The organism is Neorhizobium populisoli, assembly GCF_019430945.1.
Taxonomy (GTDB): Bacteria; Pseudomonadota; Alphaproteobacteria; order Rhizobiales; family Rhizobiaceae; genus Neorhizobium; species Neorhizobium populisoli.
Window position 1 is genome coordinate 258,874 of the sequence record NZ_JAHYCB010000007.1, and the last position, 15,970, is coordinate 274,843.

Consider the following 15,970-nt stretch of genomic DNA (forward strand, 5'->3'; position numbering starts at 1 on the left):
TGCGGGGGACCGGCATTTCGCATGCGGACTACCTGACTGATAAGAAATAACTATTCCAATTATCTCAAGTTTGTTTCGGCGCGTCTCGCCGCGCCCTGGGTACCGGCTCCGGCCGATAGCATAGTCGCCTTTAAACCGATGCCGGCGGGGCGCCGGCGTTCAAGAACGAGAGGTCCGACCATGGTCAGCTTCACACTCAACGGCCAGCAGAAAGAGTTCGACGGCGATCCCGATACGCCGCTTCTCTGGGTCATCCGCGACGCCGAAAAGCTTACCGGTACGAAATACGGCTGCGGCGTTGCCCAGTGCGGCGCCTGCACGGTGCATCTCGACGGCATGCCGCGCCGTTCCTGCGTGACGCCGATCTCCATGGTGGACGGTTCCGAAGTCATCACCGTCGAAGGGGTATCCGGCAAGGAAGCCGACGCCGTCAAGACGGCCTGGGCTGGCCTCGACGTGCCGCAATGCGGTTACTGTCAGTCCGGACAGGTCATGTCGGCCGTCGCCCTGCTCCAGATGGTGCCGAAACCCACCGACGCGGATATCGACGGCGCGATGGCCGGCAATATCTGTCGATGCGCCACCTACCATCGCATCCGCGCGGCGATCCACAATGCCGCCAATTCGATGGAGGGCTGAGCCATGACGCTTCAGGATTTGAACACCAGCCGCCGTGGCTTCATTGCCGGCTCCGGTCTCGTCATTGGCGTGGCGATCGCGCCAAAATTCCTTTCCGCCGCTCCGACCGGCGTCAGGGCCGGCGGTGATTCGGCTCTCCTGCCGATGAATACCTTCGTTCGGGTCGGCACCGATGATACGGTGACGGTGCTTTCCAAACATATCGAGTTCGGCCAGGGTCCGTTTACGGGCCTCGCAACGCTGGTGGCGGAAGAACTCGACGCCGACTGGAGCCAGATGCGCGCCGTCCACTCGCCGACCGAAAACAAGATCTACGCAAACCTCGCCTTCGGCCTGCAGGGCACCGGCGGTTCGAGCTCGATCGCCAACTCCTATGAGCAGATGCGCAAGGCAGGCGCTGCTGCCCGTGCCATGCTGGTCGCCGCGGCCGCCAACGAATGGAAGGTTCCGGCATCGGAAATCACCGTCGAAAAGGGCCGCATCAAACATGCCGCCTCCGGCAAGGAAAGCGGCTTCGGCGCCTTCGCCGAAAAGGCCGCCAAGCAGATGCCGGGCGAACCAAAACTGAAGGATCCCAAGGATTTCAAGCTGATCGGCACTGAACTGCCGAAACTCGACACCCGCGGCAAGATCAATGGCACGGCGATCTTCACGCTCGACATCACGCCAGACAATCTGCTGATCGCCGTCGTCGCCCATCCTGAACATTTCGGCGCGACCGTGAAGAGCTTCGACGATGCGGAAGCCCACAAGGTGCAAGGCGTTGTGGATGTGAAACAGGTCCCGTCTGGCGTCGCGGTCTATGCGGACAACACGTTCGCAGCACTGAAGGGTCGCGATGCGCTGAGCATCGAGTGGGATCTCTCCAAGGCAGAGACTCGCTCTTCCGAGGAGCTGGCGGCGGAATATGTCAGGCATTTCCGCGAGCCCGGCATCGAAGCGACCAACAAGGGCAATGTCGACGACGCCTTCAAGGCGACTGGCGTGCAGAGCATCGAGGCAGAGATCGTCTTTCCCTTCCTCGCGCATGCGCCGATGGAACCGCTGGACGCCGTCTTCATCAAGTCTGGCGATGGCTCGGTCGATATCTATAATGGCGCCCAGTTCCCGGCCATGGACCAGCAGGTTGCTGCAAAAATCCTCGGCATGGACGAAAAGCAGGTTCGGGTGAATACCCAGCTTGCGGGCGGCAGCTTCGGCCGCAAGGCGCAGTTCGGTTCGCCCTACATGCAGGAGGCCGCCAACGTCTATAAGGCAAGCGGCGGCAGCCGGCCACTGAAGCACATGTGGACCCGCGAGGACGACATTCGCGGCGGCTTCTACCGCCCGATGTATGCCCACAGGATGCGCGGCGCGATCAACGCGGACGGCCAGATCACCGCGTGGGAGCAATCGATCGTCGGCCAGTCGATCATGGGCAAGGCCGATCTCGATTCGACCTCGGTCGAAGGCGCCTCGAATCTGCCCTATGCGATCCCCAACCTGAAGGTGACTTCGCATAACGTGAAACTCGTCATCCCACCACTCTGGTGGCGGTCTGTCGGTCATACCCATACCGGCTTTGCGGTCGAGACCTTTGTCGACGAACTCTTCCAGAAGATCGGCAAGGACCCGGTCGAAGGCCGCTTGGCGCTTCTGAAGGACGAACCGCGCCATGCGGGCGTGCTGAAGAAGGCGGCCGAAATGTCGAACTGGGGCTCAAAGCTTCCGGAAGGCCGCATGCGCGGTGTCGCTGTGGTGGAAAGCTTCAACACCTATGTCGGCCAGGTCGTCGAAGTCTCGGTCGGGCCGGAAGGCACACCGCAGGTCCACAAGGTCTGGTGCGCGGTCGATTGCGGCGTGGCGATCAACCCCAATGTCATCAAGGCACAGATGGAAGGCGGCATCGGCTACGGGCTCGGTGCGGTCCTCTTCGACGCGGTGACGCTGGGCAAAGGCGGCAGGATCATCCAGTCGAACTTCCACGACTACCGCTCGATCCGCATCAACGAGATGCCGGATGTTGCGGTGGAAATCATCAAGTCGTCCGAAAAGCCGACAGGCGTCGGCGAGCCCGGCGTGCCGCCCGTTGGCCCGGCGGTTGCCAATGCCTGGCGGCGCCTGACCGGAGCCCCGGTCCGGCAGCTTCCGATCGTCAACATCGTTTCGGCCTAGGAACGGGGAAGAGGACAACCTGATGAAGCTTAAACTCGCCTTCACCGGCCTCGCGGCCATCTGTCTTTTCGTGGGCGCCGGCATGGCGCTGTCGCCCGCGTCCATCGCTCAGAACGCCCAAGGGGGAACTAAGCCGGACGGCAAGACACTGAAGCCCGCGGCCTCCTTCCAGTCGATCACCAACCAGCAGCAGCGCTCCGTGGCACTGTTCCAGGAGGCCGGCAAGGTCATCCAGCATCCGCGCTGCGTCAACTGTCACCCTGCTACCGACCGGCCGCTGCAGGGTGCCACCATGCATCCGCATCAACCGCCGGTCTTCCGCGGCGATGGCGGCATGGGCATGCCCGGCATGCAATGCACCACCTGCCACAGCCCGCAGAACACGCCGGTCGTCGGGCAGGCCGATACGATCAAGAGCATTCCCGGCAATCCCGCCTGGCATCTCGCGCCGATCGAAATGGCCTGGGTCGGTAAATCGCTTGGCCAGATCTGTCAGCAGATAAAGGATCCGGCCCGCAACGGCGGCAAGAGCATGGATCAGATCGTCGAACATATGGCGCATGACGAACTGGTCGGCTGGGGTTGGGATCCGGGTGCCGGCCGCGAACCGGTGCCGGGAACGCAGGCCGAATTCGGCGAACTGATCAAAGCCTGGGTCGATACCGGAGCCGCCTGCCCGGCCTCCTGACGTGTGAAAGCTGCCGGCCTCCACAGGGAAGCCGGCGGTCGCCTCAAGGAAAATCAAATACTTTCAACAGCTTGCAAGTTTACAAATTTTTCTTCGAAATAATCGTCATTTCCCTGTTGCATTTGAAAGTCGTCTGAGCGATATAGCGCCCGTCGCCGCAACAAACGGCGGCCACGGTCTAGCGAACTACCCCGGACCGGTGGAATATGAGCGGGCGTAGCTCAGGGGTAGAGCATAACCTTGCCAAGGTTAGGGTCGGGCGTTCGAATCGCCTCGCCCGCTCCAATTCTCTCTAGAGAGATATAAACAAGTAAAGCGCCATCCGGCGCTTTTTGCTTTTCTGGCCCAAGCATCTCGCAAAATTCCCAATTTCACGCCCTACGCGACGCAAAAACGCCGCCGACCGAAGCCGACGGCGTCTGCATTGCAAATCGCTTGGGATCACGCAGCGCGGTAGCGGTTCCCGCCGGACGAATAATTGCCCGTAGCATTGCCCGCATTCGTCTTGAACTGGGCCATCATCTCCGCAAGGCTCTCGGTCTCCTGAGTCAGGTTCTGGGCTGCCGCCGTGGTTTCTTCCACCATCGCGGCGTTCTGCTGTGTCACCTTGTCCATCTGATCGGCGGATGCCGCCACTTCACGCAGGCTGTCGGCCTGTTCGCTGGTGCTGGAGGTGATTGTGTTGACGAAAGTGCTCATCTGGGCGACTTCGGCGACGATATCCTCCAGCGACTTGCCGGAGGCACTGACGAGATCGACGCCCTGCTTCACCTGTGCCGACGAGGTGGAAATCAGCGATTTGATCTCCTTGGCGGCATCGGCCGAGCGTTGCGCAAGGCCGCGGACTTCCTGGGCGACGACCGCAAAACCGCGGCCGGCTTCACCGGCGCGGGCCGCTTCGACACCGGCATTCAGCGCCAGAAGGTTGGTCTGGAAAGCGATGTCGTCGATCACGCCGATGATCTTGGAGATTTCCTCAGACGAATGTTCGATACCACCCATGGCATCGATGGCCTGGGCGACGATATCGCCGCCGCGCTTGGCCTTTTCCTGGGCCTGAGCGGCAACGCCCTGGGCGCGGCTCGCGCCGCTGGCGCTGTCGTTGACGGCCGAGGTGACCTGGCCGAGCGCCGCGACGGTTTCCTCAAGGCTTGCAGCCTGCTGCTCCGTGCGCTTCGCAAGATCGTTCGAGGCCATGGAGATTTCCTGCAGGCCGGAACGGATCGTCGACACGGCACCGACGACCGAACCGATCGCCTGTTCGAGATTGGTGACCGAACTGTTGAACTTGGCGCGGATCGGCTCGAATTCAGCTGCGACGGCATGATCCATGCGCACCGTCAGATCGCCGCCGGCAAGCCGGTTGAAGCCACTTTCGATATCATGCACGAAGGCACGTAGATCCTCGGCCTTGGCGCTGTCGATCGCGGTCTGCCGTTCACGCTGGCTTTCCTGCGCAACACGCGCGTCTGCCGTCTCCCGCTCAAGGCGAACGTTTTCGTTGGCCGCCTCTTTGAAGACCTGCACGGCCCGCGCCATGGCGCCAAGTTCGTCCTGACGGTCTTGGCCGGACACGTCGGCGGAAAGATCGCCGGCGGCAAGCTGCGTCATCGTCGTCGTCAGGCGACGCACGGTGCCGCCGAGCGAGCGGGCGAAGACGAGGAAACCGATCAGCGACAGGAGGGAGACGAGCACGGTCCCGCCGACGGTCATCCACAGAGCCGTATCGCTTGCCTTCACCAGCGGCGTGATGTTGGAGGCGATTTCCAGCACGCCGACCTTGGCGCCGGAGAAATCAAGCAGCGGTACCGCTTCGATTGCATAGCTCTTGTCGCCGATGCTGGCGTAACGACGCACCTTGCCGGTGTCGAAAGCCTGCTGCAGTTCGGCGGGCGTCAGCATCGGCTCGCCGGTATAGGTGGAAGCCTGCTTGTCGAACTTGTTGTCACCCTTGGTATAGAGCGCGATATACGCATCCACTTCCTTGGAAAGTCGCCCGAAATAGGCATCCACCAGCTTCAGGCCAACATCGGCGACGCCAACGACCTTGCCATCCTTGACGACCGGCGCGGTGGCGAAGAGGCTGACGGCAGTACGGCCGGTCTCCACACCTGCCACGAGCTTGTTGTCGCTGAGTGCGGTCGCCACCATTTTGCGGCGCGCCTTGATATTGTCGCCAAAGACATCCGGATCGTGAACGCGGGCAACGACATCGGCAGTCGCGGTGCTGAAGGTGATCATCTCGATGCTGCTTGCCTCTTTCACCGCCTTCATGTTGGCATAGCGGGAAAGCAGGGCCTGCCGGTCATTGGCGAGGATGAGGGGGGCGGTCTCCGGTGTCGCGGCAATCGTCAGCGCCAGCGCCGAGGCTGCACGCTTCTGGGCCGTCATGTCGTCTTCGATGACCGCAAGATCACTCTCAAGCTCCGCTTGCAGCGATTGATCCGTCATCCGCGATTGACGTTCCCACGCCAGCCCGCCGATCAGGCCACTCGCAAATAGAACGGCTGCAAAACCGAAGATGGTAAGCCGCCGCGATAGCGGCTTCTTGATAGTGACCTCGCTCATTTGTCCCCCAGTGACGTAACGCGACGACGCGAGCTGCAGTCCGACTTTCGGGTGCAAGCCAATCCTGAAGAAAAATATTACGAGACCTGTTGAAATTTAACTAATACAGAAAGAATGCTCGCCCGAGACATGTAAATCCAGATATTGGGCGGCATTTTCCGATATATTGAACAAGGGCAGGATTTCATTGGAAATCCTGCCCTTACCTATTCTACTTGCTAGATAAAATCACATCACCGCTACACGGAATTTCTACTGCTTGTCCGGCGACTAGGCGGGGCAAATAAAATTAGCCGGCTTCATCATTGCCGCGAAAATACGTAGTCCGTTTCCTGTTTCAGCGTTTCGCCGGGACGCAGGATCGGATTCGGGAAGCCCTTGTGGTTGATGGCGTCCGGCCAGACCTGGGTTTCCAGGCAGAAGCCGGAAAATGGACCGTATTGGCGGCCATCAAGACCCGGCACCGGCAACTGCTGCAGCTTGAAGGCGGCGTAGAACTGTATGCCGGGTTCGGTCGTGCGCACTTCCATCGAGACGCCGGAATAATTGCTGCGCACCAGCACGACGGAGCGTTTGCGCATGCGCTCGCCGGACAGGCAGAAATTATGATCGAACAGAACCTGCGTATCGCCGTCGAAACGCTTCATCGATGTCATCTGTCGGAGGTCGAATTGCGTGCCTGCGACGTCCAGCAACTCGCCGGTCGGCACCTGCTTGTCGTCGAGCGCCAGAACATGATCTGCAGCGATCATGATATCGTGGCCAAGCGCATCCTCGCGACCGTCGAGATTGAAATAGGAATGCTGGCAGATATTGGCGAGCGTCGCCTGGTCGCTGGTGGTTTCGTAGACGACCGACAGCACCCCACCAGACTGTAGCTGATAGGTCGCGGTCACGGTGCAATTGCCCGGATAGCCGGCGCGGCCGTCCGGATCGGTAATCCGCAGCACGACCTTGTCGGTGGCATGCTCGACGATCGTCCAATTGCTGCGCCCAATACCATCGCTGCCGCCATGCAGATGGGTGACGCCGCGCTCGTTGAGTTCCAGCTGGTACAGCTTGCCGTCCAGCGTGAAGCGCCCGCCGCCGATACGGTTGGAGCACCGGCCCGGCGTCGCGCCGAAATAGGGGGAATGCGCGAGGTAATCCTCGAAACTCTCGAAACCGAGCACCAGCGGCGCCTGATGGCCTTCGAGCCGCAAATCCTGGATGACAGCGCCCCAGGTGATGACATTCGCCGTCAGCCCGCCGCCGGCAATCTTCACCCGATAGACCGGCTCGCCTTTTTCGGTCGTGCCAAAAACTTCGAAATTCTTGTCGGCCATATGCCGTCCTCCGCTTGGATTGTCCTGCCCGATGGGTTGGCGGCAAACTGCGCGATTTGAAGGCGGGCCGCAACGCCGAAGCCTAAGAAAAATCGACGGTCAACGGGTGAGAAGGCGCGTCGCCTGTTCGAGCCCGCCGAGTGTCAGCGGAAACATCCGCTCGCCCATCAACTGCCGCAGCAGGCCGATCGAGGTCGTGTAGCGCCAGTGATCCTCCGGCACCGGATTGAGCCAGACGCTGCGGCGGAAATGATCGGTGACGCGGGTCACCCAGGCTGCTCCCGGCTCCTGGTTCCAGTGCTCGACGGATCCACCCGTATGAGTGACCTCATAAGGGCTCATCGAGGCATCGCCGACAAAGATCACCTTGTAGTCCGGGCCGTAGCTGCGAATGAGATCGAGCGTCGGCATGCGGTCGGAACGGCGGCGGTTTTCCTTCCATACGCCTTCATAGAGGCAATTGTGGAAGTAGAAATGCTCCATATGCCTGAATTCGGCGCGGGCGGCTGAAAACAGCTCCTCGACGATGCGGATATGATCGTCCATCGAGCCACCGACATCGAAGAACATCAGCAGCTTCACCGCATTGCGCCGCTCCGGCCGGGTCTGCACGTCGAGATAACCGTGCTCGGCCGTGGAACGGATCGTGCCGGGAAGGTCGAATTCCTCGACCGCCCCTTGCCGCACCCAGCGGCGCAAGCGCTTCAGCGCGATCTTGATATTGCGGGTGCCGAGCTCGACCGTGTCGTCGAAATCCTTGAACTCGCGCTTGTCCCACACCTTTACCGCCCGGCGATGGCGGGACTGGTCCTGGCCGATCCGGACACCTTCGGGATTGTAGCCGTAAGCGCCGAAAGGCGACGTGCCGCCTGTGCCGATCCATTTCGACCCGCCCTGATGCCGGCCCTTCTGCTCTTCGAGCCGCTTCTTCAGCGTCTCCATCAGCGTCTCGAAGCCGCCGAGCGACTCGACCAGCTTTTTCTCCTCATCGGTCAGATGTTTTTCGACGAGCTTGCGCAGCCATTCTTCCGGAATTTCGGCGACATCGACGCCCGGCTCGCCGGACACCGCCTCCAACCCCCGGAAATAGGAGGAGAAGACGGCATCGAACCTGTCGATATGCCGTTCATCTTTAACCAGCGCAGTGCGAGCGAGGAAATAAAAAGCTTCGACATCGAAATCAGCGAGCCCTGCTTCCATGCCTTCTAAGAGCGCCAGGAATTCCCGCAGAGTGACGGGAATTTTTGCCTCTTTGAGCTGAAGGAAGAAGGGGATGAACATTAAGCCTCGAAACTACTCCGTGCCGATCTTCTCCAGATCGTAGGACGTCGTCTGGTAGATTTCGTTGATCCAGTTGCCGAACAGAAGGTGAGCATGGCTGCGCCAGCGGTTCAAGGGTGTCAGCGTGTCGTCGTTATGCGGGAAATAGTTGTGCGGCATCTTGATCGGCACGCCGGCATTGACGTCGCGGAAATATTCGTCGGCGAGCGAGGTCGAGTCATATTCCACATGGTTGAACATGAAGAGCCGCTTGCCAGCTTTTTCATGCACCAGGCAAATGCCCATTTCTTCCGATTCCATCAGAACCTCGAGTTCCGGCACCTTGTCGATATCGGCGCGGCGAACCTCGGTCCAGCGCGATACCGGCACCTGGAAATCGTCGGAGAACCCGTTGAGATAGACGGAAGATGGCACGAGATTGCGGTGGCGATAGACGCCGAATGCCTTTTCCTTCAGCTCGTATTTCGGCACGCCGTGGAAATGATAGGCCGCCGCCATCGCGCCCCAGCAGACATTCATCGTCGAATGGACATTGGTCTCGGTCCAATCGAAGATCTTCTGCATTTCCTCCCAATAGTTGACGTCCTCATAGGCAAGCGTCTCGATCGGCGCACCGGTGATGATGAATCCGTCGAACTTGCGGTCCTTCACTTCTTCCCAGGTCTGGTAGAACGACAGGAGGTGCTCTTCGGAGGTGTTCTTGGCCTTGTGATTGCCGACGCGCACCAGCGACAGCTCGACCTGCAGTGGCGAGGCGCCGACGAGGCGCGCCATCTGGATCTCGGTCTTGATCTTGTTCGGCATGAGGTTCAGGAGCCCGATCTGCAGCGGACGGATGTCCTGCCGGACCGCCGCGGTTTCGGTCATCACGCGCACGCCTTCGGAAACGAGCGTGCTGAAAGCGGGAAGAGTATCGGGAATCTTGATCGGCATGGCTAAACCCAGCAAAAAATAAAAAACCGGCGGCGAAAAATCGCGACCGGTCCGTGGAAGCATCTTTTAGGTAGATACATTCTCGCGGCCCTTTAGCGACTTTTTTTACGTGGCTGCAAGCCGGCCGGCCAAATCACCACGAATTCACAATGCTTCAAATACGCCTTGCTACAAGCGTCGTCAATGGGAGCAAAATCTTGCGCTTACGGAGCACCCTTGAGAAGAAGCGGTAGCGCATCCCCCATTCCGCCACCGAGCCGGCGCGCGGCCTCGTCCAGGCTCATCCAGGAAAAACGGAAACGGATCGGTCCGCCGCCATCGAAACTGTGTTCCTCGAGGTGAATCCAGGAGGCAGGATATTCACCCGTCAGGCGAAGCAGGAAATAGTGTCTGCGATGGCAGATCTCTCTGCCATCTTTTGGAAAACGATAATCGTGGACCATCAGCCGCTGCAGAGAAACCTCGACTTCAAGTTCCGTCTCCTCGAAGAACTCACGAGCAGCCGCGACATCGGGCGCTTCTCCGGGCTCGATCGTGCCGCCCGGCACCTGCAGCCACTGGTCAGGAAAATCCGGCTCATCGAAAACCAGAAACCGATCCTGCCAGACGGCGTAGATCAGCACCTTGAACGCATCCGGCATCATCTTTCCCGCCGCGCCATGAAAGCCATACGCTCGAAAAGATGCACATCCTGTTCGTTCTTCAGGAGCGCGCCATGCAGTTTCGGCAAGGCATTTTTCGCATCGCCGCGCAGATCAGCCGGATCGACGTCATCGGAAACCAGGAGTCTGATCCAGTCCAGCGCTTCGGAGGTCGACGGCTTCTTCTTCAGCCCCGGCACGTCACGGATTTCGTAGAACTGGGTCAGCGCGTTGCGGACGAGGTTCTGCTTGATGCCGGGGTAATGCACCTCGACGATGCGGGCGAGCGTCTCGACATCCGGAAAGCGGATATAGTGGAAGAAGCAGCGTCGCAGAAAGGCGTCCGGCAACTCCTTCTCGTTGTTGGAGGTGATGATGACGATCGGGCGCACCTTGGCCTTCACCATCTCGCCGGTCTCGTAGACATGGAACTCCATTCGGTCGAGCTCCTGCAACAGATCGTTCGGAAATTCGATATCCGCCTTGTCGATCTCGTCGATCAAAAGCACGACTTTCCTGTCGACCGAAAAAGCCTGCCACAGCTTGCCGCGACGAATGTAGTTGCCGACGTCATGCACGCGTTCGTCGCCAAGCTGACTGTCGCGCAGGCGCGAGACGGCATCGTATTCGTAGAGCCCCTGCTGTGCCTTGGTGGTGGACTTGATGTTCCATTCGATCAGGTCGAGGCCGAGTGCCCCCGCCACCTGCCGAGCCAGTTCCGTCTTGCCGGTACCGGGTTCGCCCTTGACCAGAAGCGGGCGTTCCAGCCTGATCGCGGCATTCACCGCCACCATCAGATCCTTGTCGGCAATATAGTCCGCGGTACCCTGAAACTGCATGCTCTTGTCTCGGCATTCGAAATTTGCGAGCAAACTAGGCGCTGGAATCCCTTCAAGCAAGCGCAAGCGCCTTTCCCTTTTGCCCTGCTTTACGCTATGGGCAGTGCCCATGAGCATTTCGACCTTCACCATCCTGCTCGGCGGCAATCTCAAAGTCACCGACCGCCTCAAGACGGAACTGTCCGGCAGCCGCTTCATCGCGGCCGACAGCGGCATGCGGCATGCCTTGGCTTTGGATGTGAAGCCGGAACTTTGGGTCGGCGATTTCGACTCCTCCGATGCCGAACTGATCGCAAGGTTTCCGAACGTCGAAAAGCAGCCCTTCCCCGCCGCCAAGAACGAGACGGATGGCGAGATCGCTACGGCGGAAGCGATCCGGCGCGGCGCGGCGCGGCTGATCTTCGCCGGCGCGCTCGGCGGTGAGCGCAGCGACCACGCGCTTCAGCACTTCTTTCATGCCATGAGCCTTGCCGAACGCGGCCTCGATGTGATGTTGACTTCCGGCGACGAGGAGGCATTTCCACTGCTCGCCGGCACCGACAGGAAGCTCGATGTGCCGAAAGGCTCTCTGTTCTCGGTCGTCGGCTTTTCCGCGCTGGAAGGTCTCGACATTTTTGGCGCACGGTATCCGCTCGCCAGCTTTTCGCTCCCCTTCGGCTCCTCCCGCACGGTTTCCAACGTTGCGGAAGGGCCGGTGGAATTCCATTTGAGGGACGGCAGGGCAATGATCCTCGCCCGCCCCTACGACTTTACAGGAGCCTGATTTGGCGCCCCCTATTCTTAAACTCGACAATATCTTCCTGAGCTTCGGCGGCGCGCCGCTGTTGAACGGCGCCGGCATGCAGGTGGAGCCGGGCGACCGCATCTGCCTCGTCGGCCGCAACGGTTCCGGCAAGTCGACGCTGATGAAGATCGCCGCAGGCTTTGTCGAGCCGCAGTCCGGCGAGGTCTTTCGCCACCCGTCCTCGACTATCCGTTACCTCGAACAGGCACCGGATTTTGCGGGCTACACGACCGTGCAGGCCTATGCGGAAGCGTGCCTCGGCCCCGGCGACGATCCCTATCGTGTCACGTATCTATTGGAACATCTCGGCCTGACCGGCCAGGAAGACCCGAATACCCTGTCCGGCGGTGAATCACGTCGCGCGGCACTTGCCCGCGTCATGGCGCCGGAGCCGGACATCCTGATGCTGGACGAACCGACCAACCATCTCGACCTGCCGACCATCGAATGGCTGGAAGACGAGCTGCGCAAGACGAGAAGCGCGCTTGTGGTGATCTCCCACGACCGTCGTTTCCTTGAAAAGGTTTCAAATGCCACCGTCTGGCTCGACCGCGGCAATTCCCGCCGTCTCGATCGCGGGTTTGCCTCCTTCGAAGCCTGGCGCGATGAAGTGCTCGAGGCCGAGGAGCTGGAACAGCATAAGCTCGGTAAAGCGATAGAGCGCGAGGAACACTGGCTGCGTTATGGCGTCACCGCGCGACGCAAGCGCAACATGCGCCGCCTTGGCGAATTGCAGACCATGCGCGCTGACTATCGCGGCCACAAGGGACCGCAGGGCACTGTACAGGCCAGTGTCACCGAAGGCCGCGAATCCGGCAAGCTCGTGATTGAGGCTGAACATATCGCCAAGGCCTACGACCGGCCGATCGTCGCGCCATTCTCCATCCGCGTCCATCGCGGCGATTGCATCGGTCTCGTTGGCCCGAACGGCGCCGGCAAGACGACGCTACTGAAGATGCTGACCGGCCAGCTGGCACCCGATAGCGGCACCGTGAAGCTTGGCACAAAACTGGAAATCGCCACTCTCGACCAGAAGCGCGAGGATCTGAACCCGGAAGATACCCTGTCCCATTATCTGACGGATGGTCGCGGCGAAACGCTGCTGGTCAACGGCGAGCAGAAACACGTCGCGGGCTACATGAAGGATTTCCTGTTCCAGCCTGAACAGATCCGCACGCCGATCAAGAACCTTTCCGGCGGCGAGCGCGCCCGCCTGATGCTCGCCCGCATCATGGCCAAGCCCTCGAACCTGCTGATCCTCGACGAACCGACCAACGATCTCGATATCGAAACGCTCGACCTGCTGCAGGAAATCGTTTCCGGTTACACCGGCACCGTCATCCTCGTCAGCCACGACCGCGATTTCCTCGACCGTACCGTGACCTCCACTATCGCCCCGGCAAATCCGGATGCGCCGGACGGCCGCTGGATCGAATATGCTGGCGGCTATACGGACATGCTCTCCCAACGAAAAGGCGCGCTGGAGGAAAAGCGCCGTGTCGAGAAGGCAGAAAAGGCGAAGACCGAAACATTTGCACCGGCTGCAGACACCTCCAAGGCGAGGGGCAAGCTTTCCTTCAAGCAGAAATTCGCCCTCGAAAACCTGCCGAAAGAGATGCAGAAGTCTGAAGCCGAGATCGCCGCCCGCGAAAAAAAGATGGCCGATCCCAACCTCTTCACCAAGGACCCCGCGACGTTCAACAAACTTGCGGCCGAGATGGAGAAGCTACGGGAAAACCTGACAAAAATGGAAGAGGAATGGCTTGAACTCGAGATGCTCAGAGAAGAGCTTGAAGGCTAATTTAAGAATTCATTAGGCTTAACAAAGAGTTACGCACAAAAATATTTGTCGCGGACCGGAACATATTAGCTTCACGAGACGTTCGGTCAGAAAATAACGGTCGAAATGTCGCTTTAGACTCAATCGGCCGGACCGGAACCGCAACCTTAATGGGGACGTCCAATGCTGACAAATGTAGTGCGTCGTCGGCTGGCCAGTGAAGCGATGAACCAGCGCGTATTGATCATCGAGGATGAGTTTCTGATTGCTCTTGACGTCGCCGAGACCGTCGAGGCGATGGGCTTGAAGGTTGCCGGTTTTGCCAGCGCCCGCAAACATGCCCTCAATCTTGCGGCTTATGCGGATATCGCGCTTGTCGACGTCAACCTCTCCGACGGCCGCACCGGCCCGGAGATTGGCCGCGAACTTGCCCAGGAATACGGCATCACCGTCATCTTCATGACCGGCAACCCGGAAGACGTCGAAGACGGCGTCGAAGGCTCGCTCGGCGTGCTGACCAAGCCGGTCATGCCGGACGTTGTGGAAAAGACGATCGATTACGCCATCGCCAACCGGCTCGGCGGCATGGCGATCGTGCCGCGCGAACTGAAGGTTTTCCGACAAAACTCCCATTGATTAAAAAATGGAGCTGCGATGTCGGCTTCATCCACTCTTCTCCGTCCTTGGGTAGAACGCACGACAGGGTGCGTATAATCTAAGGACAAAGAGGAGACTGATATGCGTATGATTTTCGTAAATCTGCCGGTGGCCGATCTTGAGGCTGCGACCCGTTTCTACACAGCGCTCGGCTTCACCAAAAACCCCCAATTTTCCGATGATACGGCAAGCTGCATGGTCATTAGCGAGCAGATCTACGTGATGCTGCTGACGCATGACAAATTCAAGGGCTTCATCAATGGCGACATCGGCGACGCAAAGAAGGCTACGCAGGTCCTGAACTGCCTTTCGGCCGGTAGCCGCGCCGAAGTCGACGATTTCAAGGCCAAGGCGCTCGGTGCCGGTGGTGGTGAATGGAAACCGAACATGGAGTTCGGCCCGATGTACGGCTGCAGTTTCCGTGACCCGGACGGCCATGTCTGGGAAATCATGTACATGGATATGAGCGCCGCCTAAGCAGCTCTCTTGCCAGAAAATCCCTCCGCCGTTACATCTGATCTCGCTCTAACGGGGTGCCGCACGGTTTCGTGCGGCTGAGAGGCCTCCGGCCAACCCGCGGAACCTGATCCGGTTAACACCGGCGGAGGGATTAGACGGCTCTTCATCAGCGCCTATTCCCGTAACTTGAAACAGGAGGCGCCGATGCGCAGATTTATTCCATTCATCACTGCGGCCGCAGCCGCGATTTGCGCGTCCAGCTTTGCTCAGGCGCAGGAAAAGACGCTTAACCTCTATACCTATGAAAGCTTCACCTCCGAATGGGGTCCCGGCCCCAAGGTGAAGGAGGCTTTCGAAAAGACCTGCGGCTGCAAGGTCAATTTCGTCAGCGTTTCGGACGGTGTGGCGCTTCTCACCCGCCTGAAGCTCGAAGGTCCGAAATCCGACGCCGATATTGCCCTCGGCCTCGATACCAACCTCATTTCCGAAGCCAAATCGACCGGCCTGTTCGAGCCGCATGGGCTGGACAATGCGGTCGCTGTGAAAGTGCCCGGCGATTATTCCGACGACACTTTCGTGCCCTATGATTATGGCCATTTCGCCGTCGTCTACGACACCAAGACGCTGAAGAACCCGCCGAAAAGTCTGAAGGAACTTGTGGAAGGCGATCCGTCGCAGAAGATCGCCATCGAAGACCCGCGCACGTCGACGCCGGGCCTTGGCCTGCTGCTCTGGGTGAAGTCCGTCTATGGCGACAAGGCGCCGGAGGCCTGGGCCAAACTAAAGAAGCGCGTCCTGACGGTCACGCCCGGCTGGTCGGAGGCCTATGGCCTGTTCACCAAGGGCGAGGTGCCGATGGTTCTCTCCTACACGACCTCGCCCGCCTATCACATGGTCGAGGAAAAGTCCGAACAGTATCAAGCGGCATCCTTCTCCGAAGGTCATTACATCCAGATCGAGGTCGCAGGCATCCTGAAGGGCGCCCATGAGAAGGACCTCGCCAGGCAATTCCTCAAATTCATGGTCTCCCCTGCCTTTCAGAACGTTATTCCGACCACCAACTGGATGATGCCGGTCACGAAAACGTCGACACCCCTGCCGGATGCCTTCAGCAAGCTCGTCCAGCCCCAAAAGACGTTCCTGATGGGCTCCGACGAAGTCGCGAAGAACCGCCAGGCCTGGATCGACGAATGGCTCGCCGCCATGAGCCTGAACTGAGCCC

14 protein-coding genes, 1 tRNA gene and 2 riboswitches are annotated in these 15,970 nt (G+C 59.8%); of the genes, 9 read left to right on the forward strand and 6 right to left on the reverse strand.

From position 1 onward, the window contains the following. Nucleotides 1-180 precede the first annotated feature (180 nt). The 4 genes from KX729_RS21360 (at nt 181) to KX729_RS21375 (ending at nt 3,766) form a co-directional block, all read left to right on the forward strand. On the forward strand, nt 181-639 hold the full coding sequence (locus tag KX729_RS21360; protein ID WP_219744512.1) for a (2Fe-2S)-binding protein: 459 nt from the start codon (nt 181-183) through the stop codon (nt 637-639). Nucleotides 640-642: 3 nt separating this feature from the next. Next, a complete protein-coding gene (locus tag KX729_RS21365; protein WP_219744513.1) occupies nt 643-2,793 on the forward strand; it encodes a xanthine dehydrogenase family protein molybdopterin-binding subunit in 2,151 nt (716 codons plus the stop codon). A 22-nt stretch (nt 2,794-2,815) separates the two neighbouring features. Then, a complete protein-coding gene (locus tag KX729_RS21370) occupies nt 2,816-3,481 on the forward strand; it encodes an Isoquinoline 1-oxidoreductase subunit (protein ID WP_219744514.1) in 666 nt (221 codons plus the stop codon). Nucleotides 3,482-3,691: 210 nt separating this feature from the next. Then, nucleotides 3,692-3,766, forward strand: a tRNA-Gly gene (locus tag KX729_RS21375). Nucleotides 3,767-3,922: 156 nt separating this feature from the next. On the opposite strand, the gene KX729_RS21380 is transcribed toward KX729_RS21375, so the two are convergent. The 6 genes from KX729_RS21380 to KX729_RS21405 form a co-directional block, all read right to left on the reverse strand. Then, on the reverse strand, nt 3,923-6,049 hold the full coding sequence (locus KX729_RS21380) for a methyl-accepting chemotaxis protein (RefSeq protein WP_219744515.1): 2,127 nt from the start codon (nt 6,047-6,049) through the stop codon (nt 3,923-3,925). A 302-nt stretch (nt 6,050-6,351) separates the two neighbouring features. Next, nucleotides 6,352-7,374: an aldose epimerase family protein gene (locus tag KX729_RS21385; RefSeq protein WP_219744516.1), complete on the reverse strand. Its 1,023-nt coding sequence runs from the start codon at nt 7,372-7,374 to the stop codon at nt 6,352-6,354. 99 nt (nt 7,375-7,473) lie between these two features. After that, nucleotides 7,474-8,655 (reverse strand): vWA domain-containing protein, encoded by a 1,182-nt coding sequence (locus KX729_RS21390; protein ID WP_219744517.1) that lies wholly within the window; start codon nt 8,653-8,655, stop codon nt 7,474-7,476. Nucleotides 8,656-8,667: 12 nt separating this feature from the next. After that, nucleotides 8,668-9,588, reverse strand: coding sequence for a homoserine O-acetyltransferase MetA (metA, locus tag KX729_RS21395; protein ID WP_219744518.1), 921 nt, complete (start codon nt 9,586-9,588; stop codon nt 8,668-8,670). 72 nt (nt 9,589-9,660) lie between these two features. Further along, nucleotides 9,661-9,738: riboswitch (SAM riboswitch) on the reverse strand. A 53-nt stretch (nt 9,739-9,791) separates the two neighbouring features. Continuing rightward, nucleotides 9,792-10,232, reverse strand: coding sequence for an NUDIX hydrolase (locus KX729_RS21400; RefSeq protein ID WP_219744519.1), 441 nt, complete (start codon nt 10,230-10,232; stop codon nt 9,792-9,794). Beyond that, complete coding sequence (locus KX729_RS21405) at nt 10,229-11,068, reverse strand: AAA family ATPase (RefSeq protein WP_219744520.1); 840 nt, start codon at nt 11,066-11,068, stop codon at nt 10,229-10,231. The genes KX729_RS21400 and KX729_RS21405 overlap by 4 nt, the downstream gene beginning before the upstream one ends. A 109-nt stretch (nt 11,069-11,177) precedes the next feature. On the opposite strand from KX729_RS21405, the gene KX729_RS21410 reads away from it, so the two are divergent. The 5 genes from KX729_RS21410 (at nt 11,178) to thiB (ending at nt 15,966) form a co-directional block, all read left to right on the forward strand. Continuing rightward, a complete protein-coding gene (locus KX729_RS21410) occupies nt 11,178-11,831 on the forward strand; it encodes a thiamine diphosphokinase (protein ID WP_219744521.1) in 654 nt (217 codons plus the stop codon). A 1-nt stretch (nt 11,832) separates the two neighbouring features. Further along, on the forward strand, nt 11,833-13,653 hold the full coding sequence (locus tag KX729_RS21415; RefSeq protein ID WP_219744522.1) for an ABC-F family ATP-binding cassette domain-containing protein: 1,821 nt from the start codon (nt 11,833-11,835) through the stop codon (nt 13,651-13,653). A 162-nt stretch (nt 13,654-13,815) separates the two neighbouring features. Next, the gene (locus KX729_RS21420; RefSeq protein ID WP_219744523.1) at nt 13,816-14,268 is read left to right on the forward strand and encodes a response regulator; all 453 of its coding nucleotides are present in this window, start codon (nt 13,816-13,818) and stop codon (nt 14,266-14,268) included. A gap of 102 nt (nt 14,269-14,370) precedes the next feature. Next, nucleotides 14,371-14,766, forward strand: a complete 396-nt coding sequence (locus KX729_RS21425) for a VOC family protein (RefSeq protein ID WP_219744524.1) — start codon at nt 14,371-14,373, stop codon at nt 14,764-14,766. Between the two features lie 42 nt (nt 14,767-14,808). After that, nucleotides 14,809-14,916: riboswitch (TPP riboswitch) on the forward strand. 36 nt (nt 14,917-14,952) lie between these two features. After that, the gene (gene thiB, locus KX729_RS21430; RefSeq protein WP_219744525.1) at nt 14,953-15,966 is read left to right on the forward strand and encodes a thiamine ABC transporter substrate binding subunit; all 1,014 of its coding nucleotides are present in this window, start codon (nt 14,953-14,955) and stop codon (nt 15,964-15,966) included. Nucleotides 15,967-15,970 lie beyond the last annotated feature (4 nt).